We start from the raw sequence: 21,840 nt of genomic DNA, 5'->3' as shown, positions 1-21,840 counted from the left end.
TCTTTCAGGCGCACCGCCTCTTCAACGGCGATTTCGTCAAACGGGTTCATGCTCATCTTCACGTTGGCAATGTCCACTCCGCTGCCGTCCGATTTCACGCGGACTTTCACGTTGTAGTCCACCACGCGTTTGACTGGGACCAGGATTTTCATCAGAAGGTTTCCTTGTGGATTGGAGAAATAAATGCGGATATGCGCGCCGGCATGGCGGCCTTACTCGGAGGCAATTCCCTTGTCGCGGATCAGCTGGCCCCAGCGGGTGTAGTCCTGCTGCACGCGCTGGCCCATTTGCGCCGGGTCCTGGAAATTGGCGATGGCGCCCGCGTGCAGCAGCTTGTCCTGGATTTCCTTGTCGGCCAGGATCTGCTTGACCTCACCCGCAATGCGCTCGACCACGGCCTTGGGCGTGCCCGCTGGCGCCAGCAGGCCGCCCCACGACACGGCGTCGTAGCCCTTGATACCCTGCTCGGCAATGGTTTTCACATCGGGCAGCATGGCCACGCGCTGTGGCGAGCCCACGGCGATGGCGCGCAGCTTGCCCGCCTGGATGTGCGGCAGTGCAGCCACCAGGTCGGCATACATGATGGGCACCTGGCCGCCAATGGTGTCGGTGATGGCCGGCACGCCGCCCTTGTAGGGCACGTGCTGCATGTCAAAAGCCGCCATCTGCTTGAGCAGCTCCATGCTCAGGTGGCCAAAGCTGCCGGCGCCCGAGCTGGTGTAGTTGAGCGGCGTCTTTTGCGCCTTGGCGTTGGCGATAAGGCTCTTGAGGTCGGTCACATCGGGCAGCAGTTTGGGATTGACCACCACCACGATGGGCAGGTCATACACCGTGGCCACGGGGGTGAAGTCTTTCACCGTGTCGTAGCCTGCCTTCTTGTACAGGTGCGGCGCCAGCAGCGTGGGCGTGGCCAGCATCATCAGCGTGTAGCCGTCGGGAGCGCTTTTGCTGACCTGGGCGGCGGCAATCGACCCGGAGGCGCCCGCCTTGTTCTCGACGAGTACGGTCTGCTTGAGACGCTCGCCCAGCTTCTGGCCGACGATGCGCGACGCCGTATCGGTAGGCCCGCCCGCCGGGAAGGGCACGATCAGCTTGATCATCTTGTCGGGCCAGGCGGCCTGCTGCGCCATGGCGCTGCCCAGCAACAGCGGAACGGTGGCCAGCGCCAACGCGGCGCGGCGGGTGAATCGGGTCAACGATGGAGTGGGAGAAAAAGGCATGCTGCCTCCTTGTCAGTGGGTGGGATGGAACGGGTCAGTCGAGGCGGGTGCCAGCTACTTCAAAACAGACTCTGGCCACTCCCTGGAATGCGTCAGAAGCACTCATTTTTGAATCAATCCAGCGGCGGCAGCGTCAGCACGCCCTTGTCGCGCAGGGCCTGCAGTTCGCTCTCGGGCAGTTGCAGCAGCTGCTGCAGCACCTCGCGCGTGCCCTCGCCCAGCGTGGGCGGGGCGTTGCGGATGGGCAGGCGCTGGCCGTCCATGCGATAGGGCGGCGCAAACACCGGCGTGGTGCCCACCACCGGGTGGGGCATGTCCTGCACCAGCTGGCCGCGGCGGGTGCGCTCGCTGGTCAGGGCTTCGTGCAGGCCTGCCACCTTGCCGCAGGGGATGCCAGCGGCGGTGAGGCGCTGCAGCAGCACTTCGCGCGGGAAGCTGGCAACCAGCTCCTTGAGCTTGGGCCCCAGCTCCAGGCGGTTCTTGGCGCGCTCCACGTTGGTGGCAAAGCGCGGGTCTTCGACGATGTCGGGGCGCGCTATGACCTGGCGGCAGAACTTGTCGAACTGCGCGTTGTTGCCCACGGCGATGATCAGCGGGCCGTCGGCGGCTTCGTACATGCCGTAGGGCACGATGGACGGGTGGGCGTTGCCGTAACGCTCGGGGTCGTGGCCCAGCTTGAGCGCGTCCAGCCCGTAGTAGCCGGTCACCATCAGGCCGCAGTCGTACAGCGCCATCTCGATATGGCGGCCCAGGCCGGTGCGCGTGCGCTGGAACAGCGCGGCCAGCACGGCCTGGGCCGCGTACATGCCCGTCATCAAATCGACCACGGCCACGCCGAACTTCAGCGGCGGCTGGTTGGCCTCGCCGTTGAGGGCCATCAGGCCCGCCTCGCCCTGGATCACCAGGTCGTAGCCGGGGCGCTTGGCCTCGGGGCCGGAGCTGTCGTAACCGGCCACCGAGCAGTAGATCAGGCCGGGCTTGAGGGCCTTGAGCTGCTCGTAGCCCAGGCCCAGTTTTTCTGCACCACCGGTCTTGAAGTTCTGGATCACCACATCGCACCGGGGCAGCAGGTCGTGGATGATTTTCACCCCCTCGGGCGTCTGCAGATCGACGGTGATGGACCGCTTGCTGCGGTTCATGCTGTTGTAGTAGGTGGTTTCGGTCTTGCCGATGCGCAGGCCCCAGTCGCGCGTGTCGTCGCCGCGGCCGGGGTGTTCCACCTTGATGACGTCTGCGCCAAAGTCGGCCAGCACCATGCCGCACATGGGTCCTGCAAAAACGCGCGACAGATCCAGCACGCGCACGCCTTGCAGCGGCAGGTCTTGGGTCTTGGCTTCGGTCATGAAACGTCTCCTTGCAATGGTTTCAGCGGGGTGTGCGCAGCCGCGCAAAATCGGGGGTGCGCTTTTCCAGAAAGGCGCCTATGCCCTCGCGCGACTCTTCGGTCTCCTGCGACAGCGGCATGTACAGCGCCTCCAGATCGAGCTGCTGCTCCAGCGTGTTGCGCGGCGCCATGCGGCACAGGTGCTTGATGCGCGCGGTGGCCAGCTCGGGGCCTGCGGCAATCTGCTGCGCCAGGGCCAGCGCCGTGTGCAGCGCCTGGCCGGGTTCGGTCAGGCGGTTGACCACGCCCAGCTGGTGCATGCGCTCGCCGCTGACACGCTCACCCGTCAGGCACAGCTCGGTGAGCACCTGGCGCGACACAAACTCGGCCAGCAGCGCCGTGGCGCCACCGTCGGGCGTCAGGCCCACCTTGACGTAGGCCACCGAGAACTGTGCATTCTTCGCCGCCACCAGCATGTCGCCGGCCAGCGCCAGCGACAGGCCGGCACCTGCGGCGGCGCCCTCCACGGCCATGATCACGGGCTTGGGGCAGTCGCGCAGGGCGCGCACCAGGTTGTGCAGAAGCTCCAGGCGCTGGCGGCGCTCGGCAATGGGCAGCTCGCGCCGGTGGACGAGCTGGCGCAGGTCGCCGCCGGAGCAGAAATGCCCACCCTCGCCAGTCAACACCACGGCGCCTATGGAGGTGTCGCACGCCGCCGCGTGCAGCGCCTGCGTGAGTCCAGCATAGAAACCCGGCGTGAGCGCATTGCGCGCGCCGGGGTTGTTGTTGGACAGCACGAGCACCGCGCCATCGCGGCGGGTGAGCAGGGCGCTGTCCGGCGCGTTATCCAGGGCGTTGTCGGTCACGGGCATCTCCTATGCTATCCATTTTGTAGCTATTTGCGCTTTCTGCGAAAGGGCCTTGCGCTATTTTTATCTTGAACCCCCTCTTCAAACAAAGAGAGGGACTCAAGAGACCGGCCTCAGGCAGCCAGTGCCATCCAGCGCGCCAGATGGTGGTCCATGTCGCCAAGCTGGTGGTCGATCATCACCAGGCGCTTGGCGTAGTGGGCCAGCGGCAGCTCCCAGGTCACGCCGATGCCGCCGTGCAGCTGGATCGCCTCCTCGGCAATCAGCGTGCCGATCTTGCCCACGCTGTACTTGGCGGCAGACAAGACCTTTTCCCGCGCCACGCGGTCGGTGTCGTCCATGGCGGCGGCGGCGTTGATCACGGCCGAGCGCGCCTGCTCCACCTCCAGCAGCATGTCGGCCATGCGATGCTGCAGGGCCTGGAAGCTGCCAATCGGCACGCCAAACTGCTTGCGCGTGCGCAGGTATTCGAGCGTGTCGCCCTTGGCCTTGTCCGTGGCGCCCAGGCTCTCGGCCGCCAGCGCCAGCAGGCCAAAACCGGTGATGCGCTCCAGCAGCGCGTGGCCCGCGCCCTCTGCACCCAGCAGCGCGTCTGCACCCACCTGCACGCCGCTCAGGACCAGCTCGGCCGCGTGGCCGCCATCGATGCGGCCATAGCCGCGCGCCGTGATGCCCGGGGTGTTGCCCGGCACCAGGAACAGCGAGATGCCAGCCTGGTCGCCTACCGCGCCACTGGTGCGCGCGCTGACCAGCAGCAACTGCGCCTGGTCACCAAACAACACCACGGCCTTGGCGCCATCCAGCACCCAGCCGTTGCCGTTCTTCCTGGCGGTGGTGGCAACGCGATTGAGCTCGTAGTGGTTGGCGGGCTCGTCGTGCGCCAGCGCGGCCAGCGTGGAGCCACCGATGATGCCTTCGAGCTGCGCCTTTTGCGCCTCGCTGCCCGCCTCGGTCAAGGCACGGCCGACCAGCAGCGCGCCCAGCAGGGGCTCGGCCACCAGATGGTTGCCCAGGGCCTCGAACACCAGGGCGATGTCGGGGCCTTGCCCGCCAAAGCCGCCCTGCTCTTCCGTGAACAGCGCGCCGATGGCGCCGATCTCGGCCAGCTTGGCGTAGGTCTCGGCGCTGTAGCCGGTGCTGCCATAGGCCGTGGTGTTGCGGTATTCGGCCGGGTATTGCTCGCTCAGGTAGCGGCCCAGGGCGTCCGCCAGCATGCGGCGGTCTTCGTTGTGTTCAAAGTTCATGGCGATTCCTTCACAGCCCCAGGAGCATCTTGGAGATGATGTTGCGCTGGATTTCGTTGGAGCCGCCGAAGATCGACAGCTTGCGGTAGTTGAAGTAGGCGGCGGCGGCGGTGGCGGCCTCCTTGGGGCCGACGGGCGCATCCTGGTACTCGGCAAACTGCGCCTCTTCGATGAAGGGCAGCGCGTACGGCCCCATGGCGCGGCGCGTCAAAGACAGCAGCTCCTGGCGGATCACCGTGCCGCGGATCTTGAGCATGGAGCTCTCAGCCCCCGGCACGCCGCCGCCCTGCACCGCTGCGATCACACGCAGATTGGTCGTGGCCATGTTGTTCAGGTCGATCTCGACCTGCGCCATGCGCGTGGCGAACTGCGGGTCCTGGTTCAAAGGCTTGCCATTGCGCTGCACGCGGCTGGCGATGGCCTTGAGCTTTTCCAGCGCAGCCATGGAGAAACCCACACCGGCGATGCCCGTGCGCTCGTAGGTCAGCAGGTACTTGGCGTAGGTCCAGCCCTTGTTCTCCTCGCCCACCAGGTTCTCCAGGGGCACCTTCACGTCGGTCAGGAACACTTCGTTGACCTCGGCATCGCCGTCCAGGGTGCGGATGGGGCGCACCTCCACGCCGGGCTGGTTCATGTCGATCAGCACAAAGCTGATGCCCGACTGGGCCTTGGCCTGCTTGTCGGTGCGCACCAGGCAGAACATCATGTTGGCGTGCTGGCCCTGGGTGGTCCAGGTCTTCTGGCCGTTGACGATGTAATGGTCGCCCGCGCGCACCGCCGTGGTCTTGAGGCTGGCCAGGTCCGAACCCGCGCCGGGCTCGGAATAGCCCTGGCACCACCAGTCATCGCCGTTCAGGATGCGCGGCAGCCAGTGCTTTTTCTGGGCCTCGTTGCCAAACTTGATCAGCACCGGACCCAGCATGGACAGCCCAAAGGGCACCAGGCGCGGGGCGCCTGCCATGGCGCATTCATCGTCAAAGATGAACTTCTGGATGGCCGACCAGCCGGTGCCGCCATGCTCGGCTGGCCAGTGGTAGGCCAGCCAGCCCTTCTTGTTCAGGATGGCGTGCCAGCCCTCCTGGTCGGCGCGCGTCAGGCGCTGGCCAGCCTTGACCTTGGTGGCCAATGCGGGCGGCAGGTGGTCTGTGAGAAACGAGCGCACCGCGACGCGGAACGCCTCTTCTTCGGGAGTGAATTGCAAATCCATTTCTTGCCTCTTAGAAAATCTCGAACAAACCGGCCGCGCCCATGCCGCCGCCGATGCACATGGTGACCACGCCCCACTTGACCTGCTCGCCGCGCGCCTTGCGGCGCTGGCCTTCCAGCAGGATGTGGCCTGCCAGGCGCGCGCCCGTCATGCCGAAGGGGTGGCCAATGGAGATGGCGCCGCCGTTGACGTTCAGGCGATCCATGGGAATGTCCAGCCTGCGCTGGCAGTACAGCGCCTGCGAGGCAAACGCCTCGTTCAGCTCCCACAGGTCGATGTCCTGCACCGTCAGACCCGCGCGCTCCAGCAGGCGCGGCACGGCGAACACCGGGCCAATGCCCATCTCGTCGGGCTCGCAGCCCGCGATGGCAAAGCCGCGGAAGGCGCCCAGCGGTTGCAGGCCGCGGCGCTCGGCCTCGGCGGCCTCCATCATCACGCAGGCGGCCGCGCCATCCGACAGCTGCGAGGCGTTGCCCGCGGTGACGAACTTGCCCGCGCCCTTCACGGGCTCCAGCTTGGCCAGGCCGGCCAAGGTGGTGCCCGGGCGGTTGCAGTTGTCCATCCTGGCGACGACCTCGCGGTGGGTCACCTCGCCGGTTTCCTTGTTCTTCTCGGCCATGGTGGTGGCGCAGGGCACGATCTCGTTATCGAACACGCCGCTCGCCTGGGCCGCCGCGGTGCGCTGCTGGCTTTGCAGCGAGAACGCGTCCTGGTCCTCGCGCGTGATGCCGTAGCGCTGGGCCACCACGTCGGCGGTGTCGATCATTTCCATGAACAGCTCAGGCTTGTGCTCCACCAGCCAGGGGTCGAGGTGGGCGGCGCCGCTGCGACCGGCGGGGTTCATGAGCGAGATGCTCTCCACGCCGCCGGCGACCATGGCCGGAACGCCCTCCAGCACGATGCGCCCCGCCGCCACGGCAATCGCCTGCAGGCCCGAGGAGCAGAAGCGGTTGATCACCGTGCCGCCCACCGTCACCGGCAGGCCCGCGCGCAGCGCGGTCTGGCGGCCGATGTTGCGGCCCGTGGTGCCCTCGGGGTAGCCGCAGCCCCAGATCAGGTCCTCGATCAGGCCGGGCTCGATGCCAGCGCGCTCGACCGCGGCGCGCACCGCGTAGGCGCCAAGCTGGGGGCCTGGGGTGGTATTGAATTCGCCGCGGTGCGACTTGGCCAGCGGCGTGCGGGCGGTGGAGACGATGACGGCTTGGCGCATGGGATGCTCCTTGGATGGGTGGTTTTTCTCTTCAATCAATGGCTGCTTGCGCAGTGTGGACGGGCGCTGCATGCCACACTCCCCCTCTCCCGCCAGGGGGAGAAGGAGTGCGTGAACTCAGCCGCGCTGGTTCAGGCTGGCGAAGTTGCGGCCCTCGGCCACCAGCTTCTTGAGCAAGGCGGCGGGTTGCCAGAACTGCGCATCTTCCTTGGCAAAGGCCTCGATGTCGGCCAGCACCTTGTCCAGGCCCTGCATGTCGGCCCATTGCATGGGGCCGCCGCGATAGCGCGGAAAGCCATAGCCGGACAGGAAGGTCACGTCGATGTCGAGCGGGCGCAGGGCGATGCCCTCCTCCAGCACCTTGGCGCCTTCGTTGACCATGGCCGCCATGTAGCGGCGCATGATCTCCTCGTGCGAGAAGGTGCGCGGCGTGATGCCTTTCCTGGCGCGCTCGGCGTCCACAATGGCCAGCACTTCGGGGTCTTGCTGGCCCATGCGCGCGCCTTCGGGGTACAGGTACCAGCCGCGGCCGGTCTTCTGACCGTACCAGCCGCGCTCGGCGATGCGGTCGGCAATTTCCACATAGCGCGCCTTGGGGTCGCGCGTGGCGGCCTTGCGCTTGCGCGTGGCCCAGCCGATGTCACCGCCAGCCAGGTCCGACACCTGGAACGGGCCCATGGGATAGCCGAATTCGCGCACGGCAGCGTCGATCTCGTAGGGGCTGGCGCCGTCCTCCAGTACATGGTTGGCGGCGTCCCGGTACACAGCCAGGATGCGATTGCCGATGAAGCCATCGCATACACCGGCGCGCACCGGCACTTTCTTGAGCTTCTTGGCCAGCTCGAAGGCGGTGGCGACCACGTCGGCGCTGACCTTGGCGGGCACCACGATTTCCAGCAGCTTCATGATGTTGGCCGGGCTGAAGAAGTGCAGGCCGATCACGTCCTGCGGGCGGCGGGTGGCGGCGGCGATGGCGTCGATGTCCAGGTACGAAGTATTGGTGGCCAGCACCGCGCCGGGTTTGCACACGCGGTCCAGCTCCTTGAAAACGGCTTTCTTGACTTCGAGGTCTTCAAACACGGCCTCGATCACCAAGTCCACATTCGCCAGATCGTCGTAGGAAGTGCTGCCGGTGTAGCGCGCCATGACGGCGGCCTTGGCCTCTTCGGCCATGCGGCCCTTGGCAACCAGGCCGGTGTAAACCTTTTCCACATTGGCACGGCCCCGGGCGATGGATTCGGCATCGCGCTCGACCATGGTCACGGGGTAGCCCGCATCCAGGGCCGAGACGGCAATGCCCGCGCCCATGGTGCCGCCGCCAACGATGCCAATGCGGGCGAACGCGCGCGGCGCGGCGGCCTGGGCCTCGGGCACCTTGACCACTTCGCGCTCGGCAAAAAAGGCATGGATCAGGCCGGCGCGCTGCGGGCTGTCCAGGCATTCCAGAAACAGGGCACGCTCGCGGGCCATGCCTTCGTCAAACGGCAGCTGCACCGCCGCCTGTACGCATTCGATGATCTTGAGCGGCGAGAACAGGCCCCGGATCTTTTTCGCCGTGTCGGCCTTCAGCGCCGCAAGCTCGGCCAAAGCTGCGGCCGGGTCGGCAATGGCGATATCGCGCGTGCGCCGCACGGGCGCATTGCGCGCGAGCAGGCCGCTCAGGTAATCCAGGCCGACGGCCCGGGCATCATCGCCCTCGGCCAGTTGATCGACCAGGCCCGCAGCCAGCGCGGCCTTGGCCGACAGGTGCTGGCCGCTGAGCATCAGCTCGGTGGCGGCTTTCACGCCCATCAGGCGCGGCGCGCGCTGCGTGCCACCCGAGCCGGGCAGCAGGCCCAGCGTCACTTCGGGCAGACCCAGCTTGGCGGCGGGCAAGGCCAGGCGGTAGTGGGCCGACAGCGCCACTTCCAGGCCACCACCCAGGGCTGCGCCATGCAGCACCGCGACCACCGGCTTGGTGCAGTCTTCAATGCTGCGGCACACCTCGGGCAGCGATGGCGGCATGGTGGGTTTGCCAAATTCACGGATGTCGGCGCCCGCAATGAAAGCCTTGCCCGCGCCCACCAGCAGCACGCCGGCCACGCCGCTGTCGGCCTGCGCGGCCGCCATGGCGGCGGCGAGGCCCTGGCGCACGGCCACGCCCAGCGCGTTGACCGGCGGGTTATTCACCGTCACGGCCAGAATGGAACCCACGCGGGCGGTGGTGACAACGGAATCGGGGGTGGCTGCGCCCATGCGGGAGTCTCCTGGTGGTTGGGAAAGAGCCCACTATTGTTGATGCGCCAAACAATCTTGACAATTACATTAACGGTTGACAGACTGTCAAACAATCTTTGACATAAGCCGCTTTTTTAAGCATCCCACACATGGAAATCACCTCCCTGACCGTGCTGGTGGACATTCTGGATGCGGGCAACCTCAGCCAGGCGGCGCGCAACCTGAAGATGTCGCGCGCCAATGTGAGCTACCACCTGAGCCAGCTCGAAAAATCGGTGGGCGTGCAGCTGGTGCGCCGCACCACGCGCCGCGTCGAGCCCACCGAAGTGGGCCTGCGCCTGTACCAGCATGGCCGCGCCATCCAGAACGAGATGCTGGCCGCGCGCGAGACCATCGCCACGCTGGGCCAGGGCCTGCAGGGCCGCGTAGGCCTGAGCGTGCCCAGCGGCTACGGGCAGATGGTGATGTCGGACTGGCTGATCGACTTCAAGCGCCTGTACCCCGGCATCGTGCTCGATGTGCGCTTTGAAAACCGGGTGGACGATCTGATCCGCGACGAAGTGGACATCGCCATCCGCGTCATGCCCGAGCCCCCGCCCACGCTGGTGGCGCGCGACATGGGCACGGTGCGCTACCTCGCCTGCGCCTCGCGCGGCTATGCCCTGGCGCACGGCCTGCCCACGGGACTGGAGGCGCTGCGCACCGCACCACTGATCACGGCCGGCGTCGTGGGGCGCCAGCTGCGCCTGCGCGCCTACCAGGGCGAACGGCGTGAAGAGGTGACGCTGGAGCCCACGCTGATTTCGGAGCATTTTCCGTTCCTGCGCCAGGGCATTCTGGCCGGGCTGGGCGTGGGGCTGGTGCCCGACTATGTGGTGGAGGACGCCGTGGCCAGCGGCGAGGTGCTGACCACCCTGGACGAGTGGCGCCTGAGCATCTTCGGCACGCAGATGTTCATGCTCTACATGCCCGACCGCCACCAGACGCGGGCGGTGCGCACCTGCATCGACTACCTGCTGGGCCGCGCCCTGCCGGCAGCCGATCCGCCAGCACCGGGCCTGCCGGCACCGTGACCCCGCTGGTACGGGAAGCGCGAGCAACGCCCATTTCATGAGCAATCATCAGATCCGCCCCTCCTGCACCGCATGGCAGGCGATGCGGATGCCGCCCAGGCCCAGCAACTGGGGCCGCTCGGCGCGGCAGCGCTCGTTCGCATGCGGGCAGCGCGGGTTGAACGCGCAGCCGGACGGCGGGTTGAGCGGGTTGGGCACTTCGCCCTGCACGGGGTTGCGCGCCTTGCCGGTGTCGTGCATCTTGGGGATGGCATCGAGCAGCATGCGCGTGTAGGGGTGGCGCGGGGTGTCAAACAGGGTGTGCTTGTCGGCCAGCTCCACCAGGCGGCCCAGGTACATCACGCCCACCTGGTCGCTCACATGCCGCACCACGGCCAGGTTGTGGCTGATGAACAGATAAGTCAGGTGGCGCTGGCGCTGCAGGTCCTTCATGATGTTGAGCACCTGGGCCTGCACCGACACATCGAGCGCGCTGGTGGGCTCGTCGCAGACCAGAAACTCGGGCTCGGTAGCCAGGGCGCGCGCAATCGAGATGCGCTGGCGCTGCCCGCCCGAAAACTGGTGCGGGTACTTCACCATGTCGAGTGCCGACAGGCCCACCGATTGCAGCAGCTCGCCCACCCGTTGCTGGAGCACGGCCTTGTCGGTGATGAGGCCATGCTCGCGCAGCGGCTCGGCCACGATGTCTTCCACCAGCCAGCGCGGGTTCAGGCTGGCATAGGGGTCCTGGAAGATCATCTGGATGCGCCGGCGCATGGGCTTGGCGTTGCCGCTGTTGAAGGCGGCATGCGCATCCTGCCCGTCAAAGGTGAGGCCGCCGCGCGTGGGCTCGTACAGGCCCACGAGCAGGCGCGCCACGGTGCTCTTGCCGCAGCCCGATTCGCCCACCAGGGCCAGGGTCTTGCCTTTTTCGATTTCAAAGCTCACGCCATCCACCGCGTGCAGCAGCGTGCGCGGCTTGCCTTCGAGCACGCGGTTGAGCCAGGGCGCCGAAACGTCGAAGGTCTTGGCCAGGTCGTGTGCCTGCACCAGGGGCGTGCGGGCCGGTGTCGTTGCACTCATGCGGCCACCTCCGGGGCATGCAGCCAGCAGGCCGCGCGGGTGGCGCCTGCGGGCAGCAGCTCGGGGCGCTCGGCGGTGCAGCGGTCAAAGCGGCGCGGGCAGCGCGGGTTGAAGGCGCAGCCTGGTGGAATGGCGTTCAGGCGGGGCATGGCACCGTCGATCTGGTTCAGGCGCTCGCGGTCCTGCGCCATGTCGGGAATGGAGGCCATGAGGCCGGCGGTATAGGGATGGGCGGGGTGGTTGATGACCTCGTGCACCGGACCGATCTCGACCACACGCCCGGCGTACAGCACCGCCACGCGGTCACAGGTTTCGGCGATCACGCCCATGTCGTGGGTGATCAGCATCACGGCCGCGCCGCGCGAATGGCAGATGTTCTTGAGCAGCGTGATGATCTGCGCCTGGATGGACACATCGAGCGCCGTGGTGGGCTCGTCGGCCACTATGAGCTGGGGCTCGGCCGCCAGCGCCAGGGCAATCACCACGCGCTGGCGCATGCCCCCCGAGAACTGGTGCGGGTAATGGTCGATGCGCTGCCCGGCCGCCGGGATGCCGGTGTCCTGCAGCAGGGCAATGGCGCGCCGCCGGGCCTCGGCGGCATTCACTGGCAGGTGCGCCTGGATGGTTTCGGTGAGCTGCCGGCCCACGGTGTAGAGCGGATTCAGCGAAGTCAGCGGATCCTGGAAGATCGCGCCAATGCGCCGGCCCCGAATGTGGTGCATCTGCGCTTCGCTCAGCTGGTCGATGCGCTGGCCTTCCAGCCGGATCTCGCCCGACGCCACGCGCCCCGGCGATTCGAGCAGGCCAATGATGGCGGCGCCCGTGAGCGACTTGCCCGCCCCCGACTCGCCCACCACGCCCAGGATCTCGCCGGGGGCGATGGAAAACGAAATATCGTCCAGCGCGCGCAGTGTGCCGCGCCGGCCCGGAAATTCGACAACGAGGTTTTTGACTTCGAGGAGAGACATGAAATGGCGGCCTGCTTCGGAGAGGTGGCTGCGCCTTCAGCGCAACCGAGGATTGAGCGCGTCGCGCAGCCAGTCGCCCAGCAGGTTCACCGACAGCGCGATCAGCACCAGCATCAGCCCCGGGAACACGGTGATCCACCACTCCCCCGAGAACAGGTAGTCATTGCCCACGCGGATCAGCGTGCCCAGCGAGGGCGAGGTGGGCGGCGCGCCCACACCCAGAAACGACAGCGTGGCCTCGGTGATGATGGCCGTGGCCACCTGGATGGTGGCCAGCACCATCACCGGGCCCATCACATTGGGCAGCACATGCTTGCGCATGATGCGCAGCGGGGGCACACCGGTCACGCGCGCGGCCTGCACATATTCCTTGTTGCGCTCGACCAGGGTGGAGCCGCGCACCGTGCGCGCATATTGCACCCAGCCGGTCAGCGAGATGGAGAAAATCAGCACCCCAAAAGCCAGCGATTCGTGCGCATTGGGAAACAGCGCCCGGCCCACGCCCGCGATCAGCAGGGCCACCAAAATGGCGGGAAACGACAGCATCACGTCGCACAGGCGCATCAGCACGGCGTCGATCCAGCCGCCCCGAAAACCGGCCAGCAAGCCCAGCGCCACGCCCACCACCACCGACAGCAGCACCGACGCCAGCCCCACCACCAGCGAGATGCGGGCGCCATAGATCAGGGCCGAGAGAATGTCGCGCCCCTGGTCGTCGGTGCCCAGCAGGTATTTGCGCGAACCTTCGGCGCTCCAGGCCGGGGGCAGGCGTGCATCGCTGAGTTCCAGCGTGGACAAATCGAACGGGTTGTGCGGCGCCACCCAACCCGCAGCCAGCGCGCAGAACACGCACACCACGGCAATCGCGGCCGCCACCATGGCCATGGGCGAAGTGCGAAAGCTGTAGCCAACATCGCTGTCAAGCCAGCGCGCAAGGGTTTTTTTCATCAGAGGAAACCAGAAACAGGCAGCAAGGCCCGGCGCGCTGTGCGGCCCCGCCTTGCGGCCCCTTGGGAAGGTGCTGGGTGGCAGATCAGTTCTTGCTCATCCACTTGTAGAGCATGTAGTTGTCCGCCAATTGCACCAGCTTGACCTTCTTGCTCACGCCCCAGGCCAGGGCCTGCTGGTGCAGTGGCAGGTGCCCCACGTCGGCCGCATGCAGATCAAACGCCTCCTTGATCATGGCGTTGCGCTGGACCTTGTCGGTCTCGGCCTGGATCTTCTTGGTCAGCTCGTCCACCTTGGGGTTGCAATAGGCGCCCAGGTTGAACTGGCCCGCGCCCTTGTCGTCCACGCAGGCCATCAGGGCATTGAGGGCGTTGTGCGCGTCGTAGGTCGAAGGCGTCCAGCCCAGCATGTAAAAACCGGTATCGCGGCGCAGGATCTTGGGGAAATACGTGCCCTTGGTCTCGGCCTGCAGGTTGATCTTGACGTTGATGCGCGCCAGGTTGGCAGCCACCGCCTGGCAGATGCGGCCGTCGTTCACGTAGCGGTCGTTGGGGCAGTTCATGGCCACTTCAAAACCGTTGGGGTAGCCGGCCTCGACCATCAGCTTCTTGGCGGCTTCCACGTCATACGGCAGGCGCTTGGCGTCGGGCTGGAAGCCATTGATGCCCGGGCCCACCATCAGCGCGGACGGGTTGGAGGCGCCGCGCATCACGGTTTTCTTGATGCCCTCGATGTCGATGGCCTGGTAGAAGGCCTGGCGCACGCGCTTGTCCTTGAACGGGTTCTTGCCCTTCACGTTCGAATACAGCAGCTCGTCGCGTTTCTGGTCCATGCCCAGGAAAATGGTGCGCAGCTCCGGGCCGGTGATGGCGCGGGTGTTGGCGCCGCTGTTCACGCGCTCGATGTCCTGCACCGGCACGGGCTCCATCACATCCACCTCGCCCGACAGCAGGGCCGCCACGCGGGTGGCGTCGTTGCCGATGGGGGTGAAGATGACCTCGGCCGCGTTGCCCTCGATCTTGCCCCAGTAGGAACCATTGCGCGTGAACACCGTGCGCACGTTGGGCTGGCGCTCGCGCAGGCGGAACGGCCCCGTGCCATTGGCGCGGAACGATGCGGCGTTCTCGATGCCCTTGCGGCGGTCCACCGGCGTCAGGGCCTGGTTGGTCTCGCACCATTTCTTGCTCATCATGGCCACTTGCGAGATCACGTCCGGAAGAATGGGGAAAGGCGTCTTGGTCTCGATCTCCACCAGAAAGTCGTTGATCTTGCGCACTTGCTTGAAATCGTTGGTGTAGCTCTTCATGTCCGAGCCATCGGCCTGCGTGCGCGCAAAGCTGAACAGCACATCGTCGGCGGTGAACGGGGTGCCGTCATGGAATTGCACCCCCCGGCGCAACTCGAACTGCCACACGGTGGGCGAGGTCTGCTTCCATGCCGTGGCCAGCGCGGGCGCCAGGCTCAGGTCCTTGTTGCGCCCCACCAGCGGTTCGTACACATTGCTGGTCGTGCTCAGCTGCAGCGACTCGTTGAGCGAGTGCGGGTCCATCGAGAGCGCATCGCCCTGGTTGGCAATCCGGATTGTCTGGGCATGTGCTACCAGACTAGTAGCTGCCAGCGCAGACAGCACAAGGGCCAAGCTTGCTTTCTTCTGAAATTTCATGCGAATCTCCTGTGGATGGACGGGAACAAGAACTCAGGCGGTCAACCGCAACACGGCGGAAAATCAGGGTGTCTGCAAGGGCATGGCCTGCTCGATCAGGCTGGCATGCAAGGCCGACCCCAGTGGCAGAACCTCGTCGTTGAAGTCGTAGCGGCTGTTGTGCAGCGCGCTGCCACTGGCGCCCGTGCCCTGCCCCAGGCGCAGGTAGGCGCCGGGCCTGGTCTGCAGCATGAACGAAAAATCTTCTGCCCCCATGCTGGGCTCCAGGTCGCGCACCACATGGTCGGCACCCACCAGCGACTCGGCCACGTCGGCGGCAAACACGGCCTCGCTTTCGGTGTTGATGGTGGCGGGGTACATGCGCTCGTAATGCAGCGTGGCCGTGGCGCCAAACCCCAGGGCAATGGCGCTGCACAGCTCTTTGAGGCGCTGCTCCACCATCTCCTGCACCGCCGGATCGAAGGTGCGCACCGTTCCCACCAGCGTGGCGCTGCCCGGCAGCACGCTGAAAGCGCCCAGGTCGCCCGCCTGGATGGCGCACAGGCTGACCACGGCGCTGTCAATGGGCCGCACATTGCGCGACACAATGCTCTGCGCCGCGGTGATGATGTGCGCCGCCACCAGCACCACGTCCACCGTCTGGTAGGCATGCGCACCGTGGCCGCCGCGGCCGTTGATCTCGATGGTGATGCGGTCTGCCGCCGCCATCATGGGCCCCGGGTTGATGCCCACGGTGCCCGGCTTCATGGCCGGCCAGTTGTGCATGGCAAAAACGGATTGCACCGGGAATCGCTCGAACAAGCCGTCCTCCATCATCACGCGGGCGCCGGCAAAGCCCTCTTCGCCAGGCTGGAAGATCAGCACGGCGGTACCGTCAAAATTGCGGGTTTCGGCCAGGTAGCGGGCGGCACCCACCAGCATGGCGGTATGGCCGTCATGGCCGCAGCCATGCATGAGACCCTGTTTGCACGATTTCCAGGAAAAATCGTTGTGCTCGGTAATCGGCAGTGCGTCCATGTCGGCACGCAGGCCCACCATGCTTCCGCTCGATTGGCTGCGGCCCCGCACCACGGCCACCAGGCCCGTGCGGCCAATGCCCTCGTGGATTTCATCCACGCCGCACAGCTGCAGCGCCTCTTTCACGCGCCGCCCCGTGTACACCTCCTCAAAACCCAGCTCGGGGTGGGCATGCAGGTCACGCCGTAGCGCGGTCAGTTCGGGGTGGAATTGCGCAATATGGGCAAAGGCCCGGCCGCCAACTTTCCAGCGTGGGTTGTGCATCAGTGTCCTCCGGCATGGCCCACGCGCAGGCGCGGATCGACCACAAAATACAGCAGATCCACCACCAGGTTGATCACCACAAAAATCAGCGCAATCAGACACAGATAGGCGGCCATCACCGGAATGTCGGCAAACGTCACGGCCTGGATGAACAGCAGCCCCATGCCCGGCCACTGGAACACCGTCTCGGTGATGATGGCAAAGGCGATCAGCCCGCCCAGCTGCAGCCCGGTGATCGTCATCACCGGCACCAGCGTGTTCTTGAGTGCATGGCCGAAATGGATGGCCCGGCTGGACAGGCCGCGCGCGCGGGCAAACTTGATGTAGTCGGTGCGCAGCACCTCCAGCATCTCGGCGCGCACCAGCCGCATGATGAGCGTGAGCTGAAAAATCGCCAGCGTGATGGCCGGCAGCGTGATGTGGTGCCAGCCCTTGGCCGTCAGCAGCCCCGAGGTCCACCACCCGATCTGCACCACCTCGCCGCGCCCAAAGCTGGGAAACCAGCCCAGCATCACCGCAAACACCAGAATCAGCAGGATGCCGATCAAAAACGTGGGCAGCGACACGCCCAGCAGCGACAAGGTCATGAACGCCTGGCTGATGAAGGTACCGCGCTTGAGCGCCGCATACACCCCCATCGGCACCCCCACCAGCAGCGCCAGCGCGGCAGCCACCAGTGCCAGCTCCAGCGTGGCAGGAAACCGCTCGGCCATCAGGCGCGACACCTTGGCGCCCTGGCGCAGGCTCAGACCAAACTCACCCTGCGCGGCATTCACCAGAAAGTGCCAGAACTGCACAAAAAAGGGTTTGTCGAGCCCCAGATCAGCGCGCAAGCTGCGGATCTGCTCAGGCGTTGCATCCTGCCCCAGCAAAAACACCACCGGGTCGCCCACATACTGAAACAGCATGAAGGCAATGAAGGCCACGGTGACCATCACCATGACCGCCTGTATCAGGCGGCGCAAAATAAATGCAAGCATCGGTAAAGCAAAGAATGTTGGACCATGCTAACAGGGAAGTTTCTGACACCAAACGATGTTTTTCGAGTGCACCAGGCCCCAAACCGCCTGTGCAATTTGCCAACCCCCATGCAGGAACCAGACCAACCGCGCCCGGTCAGCGGGCAGATCAAGCGACAAGTCCGTTGTGGCCCATGCAGAAAAGAAAAAAACCGGATCACTATCGCTAGCGATCCGGCTTCCCCCTTGGAAACCCGCGCCACCCCGTTGCAAGAGCAGCGCTTTTCCCCCACCAGTGATTTAGAAGCGGTGACGCAGACCCACGGTGATACCGGTGCGGCTGCGGGCCTTGCTCGCTGCATCGAGCACCAGCGCGCTGCCGCCACTGATGCTGGTGTGGTCCACGCCGAAGTAGGCGTCGGTGCGCTTGCTGAAAGCATAGTCGGCCACGGCAACGTAGAAGTTGACATTGCCGTTGGATGCGCCCGTGGTCGAACCCGACTGCTTACCGCGGAAGTAGTGCGCACCCAGGTTCAGTTGAGGCGTCAGCTGGTAGCCCACACCCACCTTGAACAGCTGGCGCTTGTCGGCGTCACCCGGCTGGAAGCCGCCATTGCTCTGGCCAGCCCAGAACTGGCCCAGGATCGCTCGGTCTACGTTGTTACGGAAACCCTGGATCGTGCTGGTCACCGTTTCGTATTTCGCCTTGTTCAGGCCGTAGCCGGTGTTGAAGTACCAGGGGCCGGTGCGGTACGAACCACCCAGGGTCCAGGCATCGACATCGGTACCGCCAGGCAGCGTGGTGCGCATGTAACCGCCGCCCAATGCGAAGCCGTTGGCGGCGTAGCGCAGGTAGCCGCCCGCGGTCTTCCACGCGCCACCATTGAGCGTGCTCGCCACATAGGCAGGCACCTGCGCTGCAGAAGCAGGCAGCCCTGCTTCCAGCGCCTTGGTGTCGTTGTTCTCATCAAACGAATATTGCAGCGAACCCACGAAACTGCGGTCTGGCGTTGCAAAGGTGTACTTCAGCATATTGCTGGTACGCGCGCCCATGGCCATGCCCAGCTCAGGCTTGTAGGCTTCCATGTAAGGCGAATAGGGGAACGAAGCGTAGGTGCTGGTTACGACATCGAACAGCACGTTCCACTGGCGCCCGGCGGTCAGGCGGCCATAGGGGCCCTGCAGGCCCACATGGGCGAGCTGGAAAAACGGCGAATTGGCGGCGGGCGTGCCCGAATCGGCGTCGAAACGGTTTTCCAGCGTCACCAGGGCCTTGGAACCACCGCCCAGATCTTCCTCCACGTTGATACCCCAGCGGCTCTGCGACATGCCGCCACCAATCATCTTCGACAGGTTATCTTTGCCGACACCTTCGTTGTTGGTGTGGCGATAGGCCATGTCCACAATGCCCCACAGCTGCACGCTGCTCGTCGGAGCGGTGGCGGTCTGCGCGCAAGCGAAGCTGGAAGCCAGGGCAACGGCTCCGAAGGCGAACAGCTTCTGGATCTCGGTTTTTTTCATGGGTCGCGTCTCTTTCCGTGGTTGAGTGGATGCCAATTGAGTGTAGTAAAGGCACGCCCGTGCGAAAGCGCTTGTTGCACATTGCCTACACAGGCTTTCCCTAATAGAACGATCGTTCACTTATTGAAAAGCCAACCCTCAGCTGCTTCTCAAGTCGCGCATGAGACATGCATCCACCTGCTCTGCCGGCTCACACGCAACGCACCACAGTTGCGCACGCCAACTGGCCGGCACAGAAAAAAGTACGAACGGAAACACACGCCCATAAAAAAGCCGCCCGTCTTGCGACGGGCGGCTTTTGTCATACCTCTATGAAAGCTGGCTCACGCCAGCCATTCATTAGAAAGCGTGGGTGATACCGACTTGCACGCCTTGCTGCGAACCGTTGGTCTTCAAGCTACCTTGGCTGCTAGAGCCCAGGGTGTACAGGTTGGCGCCGTCCTTGTTCTTGATGTAGGCGTAGGTACCATACACCGAGGTGCGCTTGGACAGGCTGTACACATAGCCCAGACCAAACTGGTCAGCTTTTTCCTTGAAACCGGCGAGCTTGTTTTCGTAACGGTTGTACGAAGCACGCACCAGGCCAGGGCCCACAGGAGCGGTTGCAGCCACGTAGTAGCCAAGGCGCTTGTTCTCACCGGCAGCCACGTCAACCTTCGACTCACGGTAGCCAGCCAGCACCTTGGCCACGCCGAAGTCATACGAACCACCCAGGCTCCAGGCGTCGATGTCGCTGGTAGCAACCGAGTTTGCACCGCTCTTCAGGCGTTCCAGACCCAAGCCCAGGCTCAGGGGGCCGTTGTCATACATCAGGCCAGCGCCCATGTAACCGCTCTTGCTGTTGCCGCCAGCAACTTCACCAAAACCGTAGTTCACGCCGACCTTGAAGCCGCTGAAGCTGGGCGACACATAGGTCACAGCGTTGCTGATACGCTGGTTGGTCGTCACAGCCTTAGCGTTGGCGTTGGCATTGGCATTGGCATTGGCATCAACCACGCCGCCGTCAGCCCACAGGCGCGACTGGGCAAGACCCACGCTGCCGAACACGTCGTAACGGGCGGTAGCGTTGTAGGCAGCGGTCAGTTCGCGGCCCAGGCGCACTTCACCGAAGTTGCCTGCCAGGCCCACGGTGGATTGACGCTTGAACTGGAAACCGTTGTCGGTTGCACCGCCGGACTTGCCATCACCGGTGTCCAGGTTGATGCCGCCTTCCAGGACGAAGTTGGCCTTCAGGCCACCGCCCAGGTCTTCCACGCCGCGGAAGCCGAGGCGGCTGGTCTTGTTGTTGCCGGAGGTCACGCCGCTCCAGTTGGAGCCGCCATTCAGGTAGGTCACGCCAGCGTCAGCAATACCATACAGGGTCACGGAAGATTGGGCCATTGCGGCGCCGGAAGCAGCCAGCACAGCCAGGGCAATCAGGGATTTTTTCATTGCGAGTTACTCCAAGGTTAAACATGGGCACCGGTTCGGAGGTCTGGGGCGCAGCGCCAGCACAGTCCCACCGGTTCCCCGGGCCAACCTCCTGGTGGGGAAGTTGGTGTTATTGCACCAGACGGGGCGCGGTTGCGCAAAGGAAATCACCGCGCAGGGTCAATTTCGTTGCGGCATTGCAACAATACACCCTCGTCGCGGAAGCCCTGCGCAACACGGCACCATGCCAATACCAATCCTGGTGCGGCAGAAAATGTCGCAATACAGCGCCTCATTGGCGGCAGCCACCACAGAAGCCATCGCAAACTACCTCAAGACAACCACTTCTGTCTGTAACAACTGTCGCATTCTCTTCAGGCATTCTTGCAACAGACCCGGAACGTTGCAACACTTCGTCGCATTGCCCCTCGCCCAATGTGCAAGCGGGAATGCATTGGCAAAACGCCTGTTTCGCACCACCCTCGCCCATTTTTCTCCCAAGAAATTCCCATGGACCCATTCCTTTGCGCCGCAGACACCGCGCTGCGCACCCTGTTTGCCAAACCCCATGCCGTGGAGGCCTCGCCCGCCGAGCCCTTTGCCGAAACCGCGCTGAATCCCGCGCAAAAGCGCCTGGCGGGCGCGCTGATGCGGGTGAACCATGTGGGCGAGGTGTGCGCCCAGGCCCTTTACACGGCGCAGGCGGCGGTCACGCGCGATGCCCGGTTGCGCAGCCATCTGCTCGAATCGGCCCGCGAGGAAACCGACCACCTGGCCTGGACGCAGCAGCGGCTTGATGCCCTGGGCGCCAGGCCCAGCCTGCTCAATCCGCTGTGGTTTGCGGGCGCCTTCGCGCTGGGCCTGGTGGCCGCCAAGGTGAGCGACCGCGTGAGCCTGGGTTTTGTGGTGGAAACCGAAAACCAGGTGGCGGAGCACCTGCAGGGCCACCTGGAAAGGCTTCCGGCCGAGGATCTGGCCTCACGCGCCGTGGTCAGCCGCATGAAGAACGACGAAGAGCGCCACGCGGCCAATGCGCACGATGCCGGGGCTGTGACCCTGCCAGCGCCCGCCCGCCTGATGATGAAGATGGCCGCCAAGGTGATGACGACCACGGCGCACTACGTCTGAACCGGCGCGGCCACAGAGCCCGCTTACGATCTCAGGCCTCGACGATCTCGAACCCGGTGGTGATGCGTGCCGTTTTGCCCAGCATGATGCTGGCAGAGCAGTATTTTTCGTGGCTCATGGCAATGGCGCGCTCCACCACGGCGGGCGCAAGGCCCTTGCCCGTCACGGTGAACTGCATGTGGATGGCGGTGAACACCTTGGGCTCCACCTCGGCCCGTTGCGACGTGAGCCTGACGCTGCAGCCGCGTACATCGTGGCGGCCGCGCTTGAGGATCAGCACCACGTCGTAGGCGGTGCAGCCGCCCGTGCCCGCCAGCAGTGTTTCCATGGGCCGGGGCGCCAGGTTGAGCCCGCCATTGGCCGGGTTCGCCGCATCGGGGGCGCCATCCATGGCCAGGATGTGGCCACTGCCCGTTTCGGCCACAAAGCCCATCCCCGAGCGCGTTCCGGCGCCGCCGGTCCAGCTGACTGTGCATTCCATGTCTGTCACTCCTTGTTGGTGCGTGGCTTTTTTGACGAAATGGGCCGCCACTTCA

Annotated in this window: 18 protein-coding genes and 1 pseudogene; 2 read left to right on the top strand and 17 right to left on the bottom strand. The window is 65.2% G+C overall.

The genetic code is table 11. The features are described from left to right. The 8 genes and pseudogenes from BLW02_RS07200 to BLW02_RS07165 all read right to left on the bottom strand — a co-directional run. Positions 1-152, bottom strand: a pseudogene (locus tag BLW02_RS07200) (electron transfer flavoprotein subunit beta/FixA family protein); the annotation flags it as partial. A gap of 60 nt (positions 153-212) precedes the next feature. Then, positions 213-1,220 (bottom strand): Bug family tripartite tricarboxylate transporter substrate binding protein, encoded by a 1,008-nt coding sequence (locus BLW02_RS07195; protein ID WP_092697680.1) that lies wholly within the window; start codon positions 1,218-1,220, stop codon positions 213-215. Between the two features lie 113 nt (positions 1,221-1,333). Beyond that, positions 1,334-2,563 (bottom strand): CaiB/BaiF CoA transferase family protein, encoded by a 1,230-nt coding sequence (locus tag BLW02_RS07190; RefSeq protein ID WP_092697679.1) that lies wholly within the window; start codon positions 2,561-2,563, stop codon positions 1,334-1,336. 22 nt (positions 2,564-2,585) lie between these two features. Further along, the gene (locus tag BLW02_RS07185; RefSeq protein WP_092697678.1) at positions 2,586-3,416 is read right to left on the bottom strand and encodes an oxepin-CoA hydrolase, alternative type; all 831 of its coding nucleotides are present in this window, start codon (positions 3,414-3,416) and stop codon (positions 2,586-2,588) included. Between the two features lie 110 nt (positions 3,417-3,526). Continuing rightward, complete coding sequence (locus tag BLW02_RS07180; protein WP_092697677.1) at positions 3,527-4,657, bottom strand: acyl-CoA dehydrogenase family protein; 1,131 nt, start codon at positions 4,655-4,657, stop codon at positions 3,527-3,529. Between the two features lie 10 nt (positions 4,658-4,667). Continuing rightward, positions 4,668-5,864 carry an acyl-CoA dehydrogenase family protein gene (locus BLW02_RS07175; protein WP_092697676.1) on the bottom strand — a complete coding sequence of 399 codons (1,197 nt, stop codon included), beginning with the start codon at positions 5,862-5,864 and terminating at the stop codon, positions 4,668-4,670. Between the two features lie 10 nt (positions 5,865-5,874). Then, complete coding sequence (locus tag BLW02_RS07170) at positions 5,875-7,074, bottom strand: acetyl-CoA C-acyltransferase (protein WP_092697690.1); 1,200 nt, start codon at positions 7,072-7,074, stop codon at positions 5,875-5,877. Between the two features lie 117 nt (positions 7,075-7,191). After that, complete coding sequence (locus tag BLW02_RS07165; RefSeq protein WP_092697675.1) at positions 7,192-9,309, bottom strand: 3-hydroxyacyl-CoA dehydrogenase NAD-binding domain-containing protein; 2,118 nt, start codon at positions 9,307-9,309, stop codon at positions 7,192-7,194. Positions 9,310-9,440: 131 nt separating this feature from the next. Between BLW02_RS07165 and BLW02_RS07160 the strand changes: the two genes are divergently transcribed. Continuing rightward, entirely contained in the window at positions 9,441-10,364 is a 924-nt protein-coding gene (locus BLW02_RS07160) for a LysR family transcriptional regulator (protein ID WP_092697674.1), read from the top strand. A 48-nt stretch (positions 10,365-10,412) separates the two neighbouring features. Here BLW02_RS07160 and BLW02_RS07155 read toward each other — a convergent pair whose 3' ends face one another. The 8 genes from BLW02_RS07155 to BLW02_RS07120 all read right to left on the bottom strand — a co-directional run bounded on the left by BLW02_RS07155 (position 10,413) and on the right by BLW02_RS07120 (position 20,197). Continuing rightward, on the bottom strand, positions 10,413-11,426 hold the full coding sequence (locus BLW02_RS07155; RefSeq protein ID WP_092697673.1) for an ABC transporter ATP-binding protein: 1,014 nt from the start codon (positions 11,424-11,426) through the stop codon (positions 10,413-10,415). Next, on the bottom strand, positions 11,423-12,394 hold the full coding sequence (locus tag BLW02_RS07150; RefSeq protein ID WP_092697672.1) for an ABC transporter ATP-binding protein: 972 nt from the start codon (positions 12,392-12,394) through the stop codon (positions 11,423-11,425). Before BLW02_RS07150 ends, BLW02_RS07155 begins: the two co-directional genes overlap by 4 nt. 36 nt (positions 12,395-12,430) lie before the next feature. Then, on the bottom strand, positions 12,431-13,342 hold the full coding sequence (locus tag BLW02_RS07145; RefSeq protein WP_092697671.1) for an ABC transporter permease: 912 nt from the start codon (positions 13,340-13,342) through the stop codon (positions 12,431-12,433). An 85-nt stretch (positions 13,343-13,427) separates the two neighbouring features. After that, positions 13,428-15,005, bottom strand: a complete 1,578-nt coding sequence (locus tag BLW02_RS07140) for an ABC transporter substrate-binding protein (protein WP_092697670.1) — start codon at positions 15,003-15,005, stop codon at positions 13,428-13,430. Positions 15,006-15,068: 63 nt separating this feature from the next. After that, positions 15,069-16,286 carry a M20 aminoacylase family protein gene (locus tag BLW02_RS07135; protein WP_092697669.1) on the bottom strand — a complete coding sequence of 406 codons (1,218 nt, stop codon included), beginning with the start codon at positions 16,284-16,286 and terminating at the stop codon, positions 15,069-15,071. Further along, on the bottom strand, positions 16,286-17,266 hold the full coding sequence (locus BLW02_RS07130; protein WP_092697668.1) for an ABC transporter permease: 981 nt from the start codon (positions 17,264-17,266) through the stop codon (positions 16,286-16,288). The genes BLW02_RS07135 and BLW02_RS07130 overlap by 1 nt, the downstream gene beginning before the upstream one ends. A gap of 279 nt (positions 17,267-17,545) precedes the next feature. Further along, the gene (locus BLW02_RS07125) at positions 17,546-18,766 is read right to left on the bottom strand and encodes a porin (RefSeq protein WP_092697667.1); all 1,221 of its coding nucleotides are present in this window, start codon (positions 18,764-18,766) and stop codon (positions 17,546-17,548) included. A 339-nt stretch (positions 18,767-19,105) separates the two neighbouring features. Further along, positions 19,106-20,197, bottom strand: a complete 1,092-nt coding sequence (locus tag BLW02_RS07120; RefSeq protein ID WP_092697666.1) for a porin — start codon at positions 20,195-20,197, stop codon at positions 19,106-19,108. A gap of 489 nt (positions 20,198-20,686) precedes the next feature. Between BLW02_RS07120 and coq7 the strand changes: the two genes are divergently transcribed. Then, complete coding sequence (gene coq7 / locus BLW02_RS07115) at positions 20,687-21,304, top strand: 2-polyprenyl-3-methyl-6-methoxy-1,4-benzoquinone monooxygenase (RefSeq protein ID WP_092697665.1); 618 nt, start codon at positions 20,687-20,689, stop codon at positions 21,302-21,304. A 31-nt stretch (positions 21,305-21,335) separates the two neighbouring features. On the opposite strand, the gene BLW02_RS07110 is transcribed toward coq7, so the two are convergent. Continuing rightward, positions 21,336-21,785: an OsmC family protein gene (locus BLW02_RS07110; protein ID WP_092697689.1), complete on the bottom strand. Its 450-nt coding sequence runs from the start codon at positions 21,783-21,785 to the stop codon at positions 21,336-21,338. Between the last annotated feature and the right edge of the window lie 55 nt (positions 21,786-21,840).

The organism is Acidovorax soli (genome assembly GCF_900107605.1).
In the GTDB taxonomy this organism is placed as follows: Bacteria; Pseudomonadota; Gammaproteobacteria; order Burkholderiales; family Burkholderiaceae_C; genus Acidovorax; species Acidovorax soli.
The sequence above is the reverse complement of the archived record's forward strand: the minus strand, read 5'-3'. Positions and strand labels throughout refer to the sequence as shown.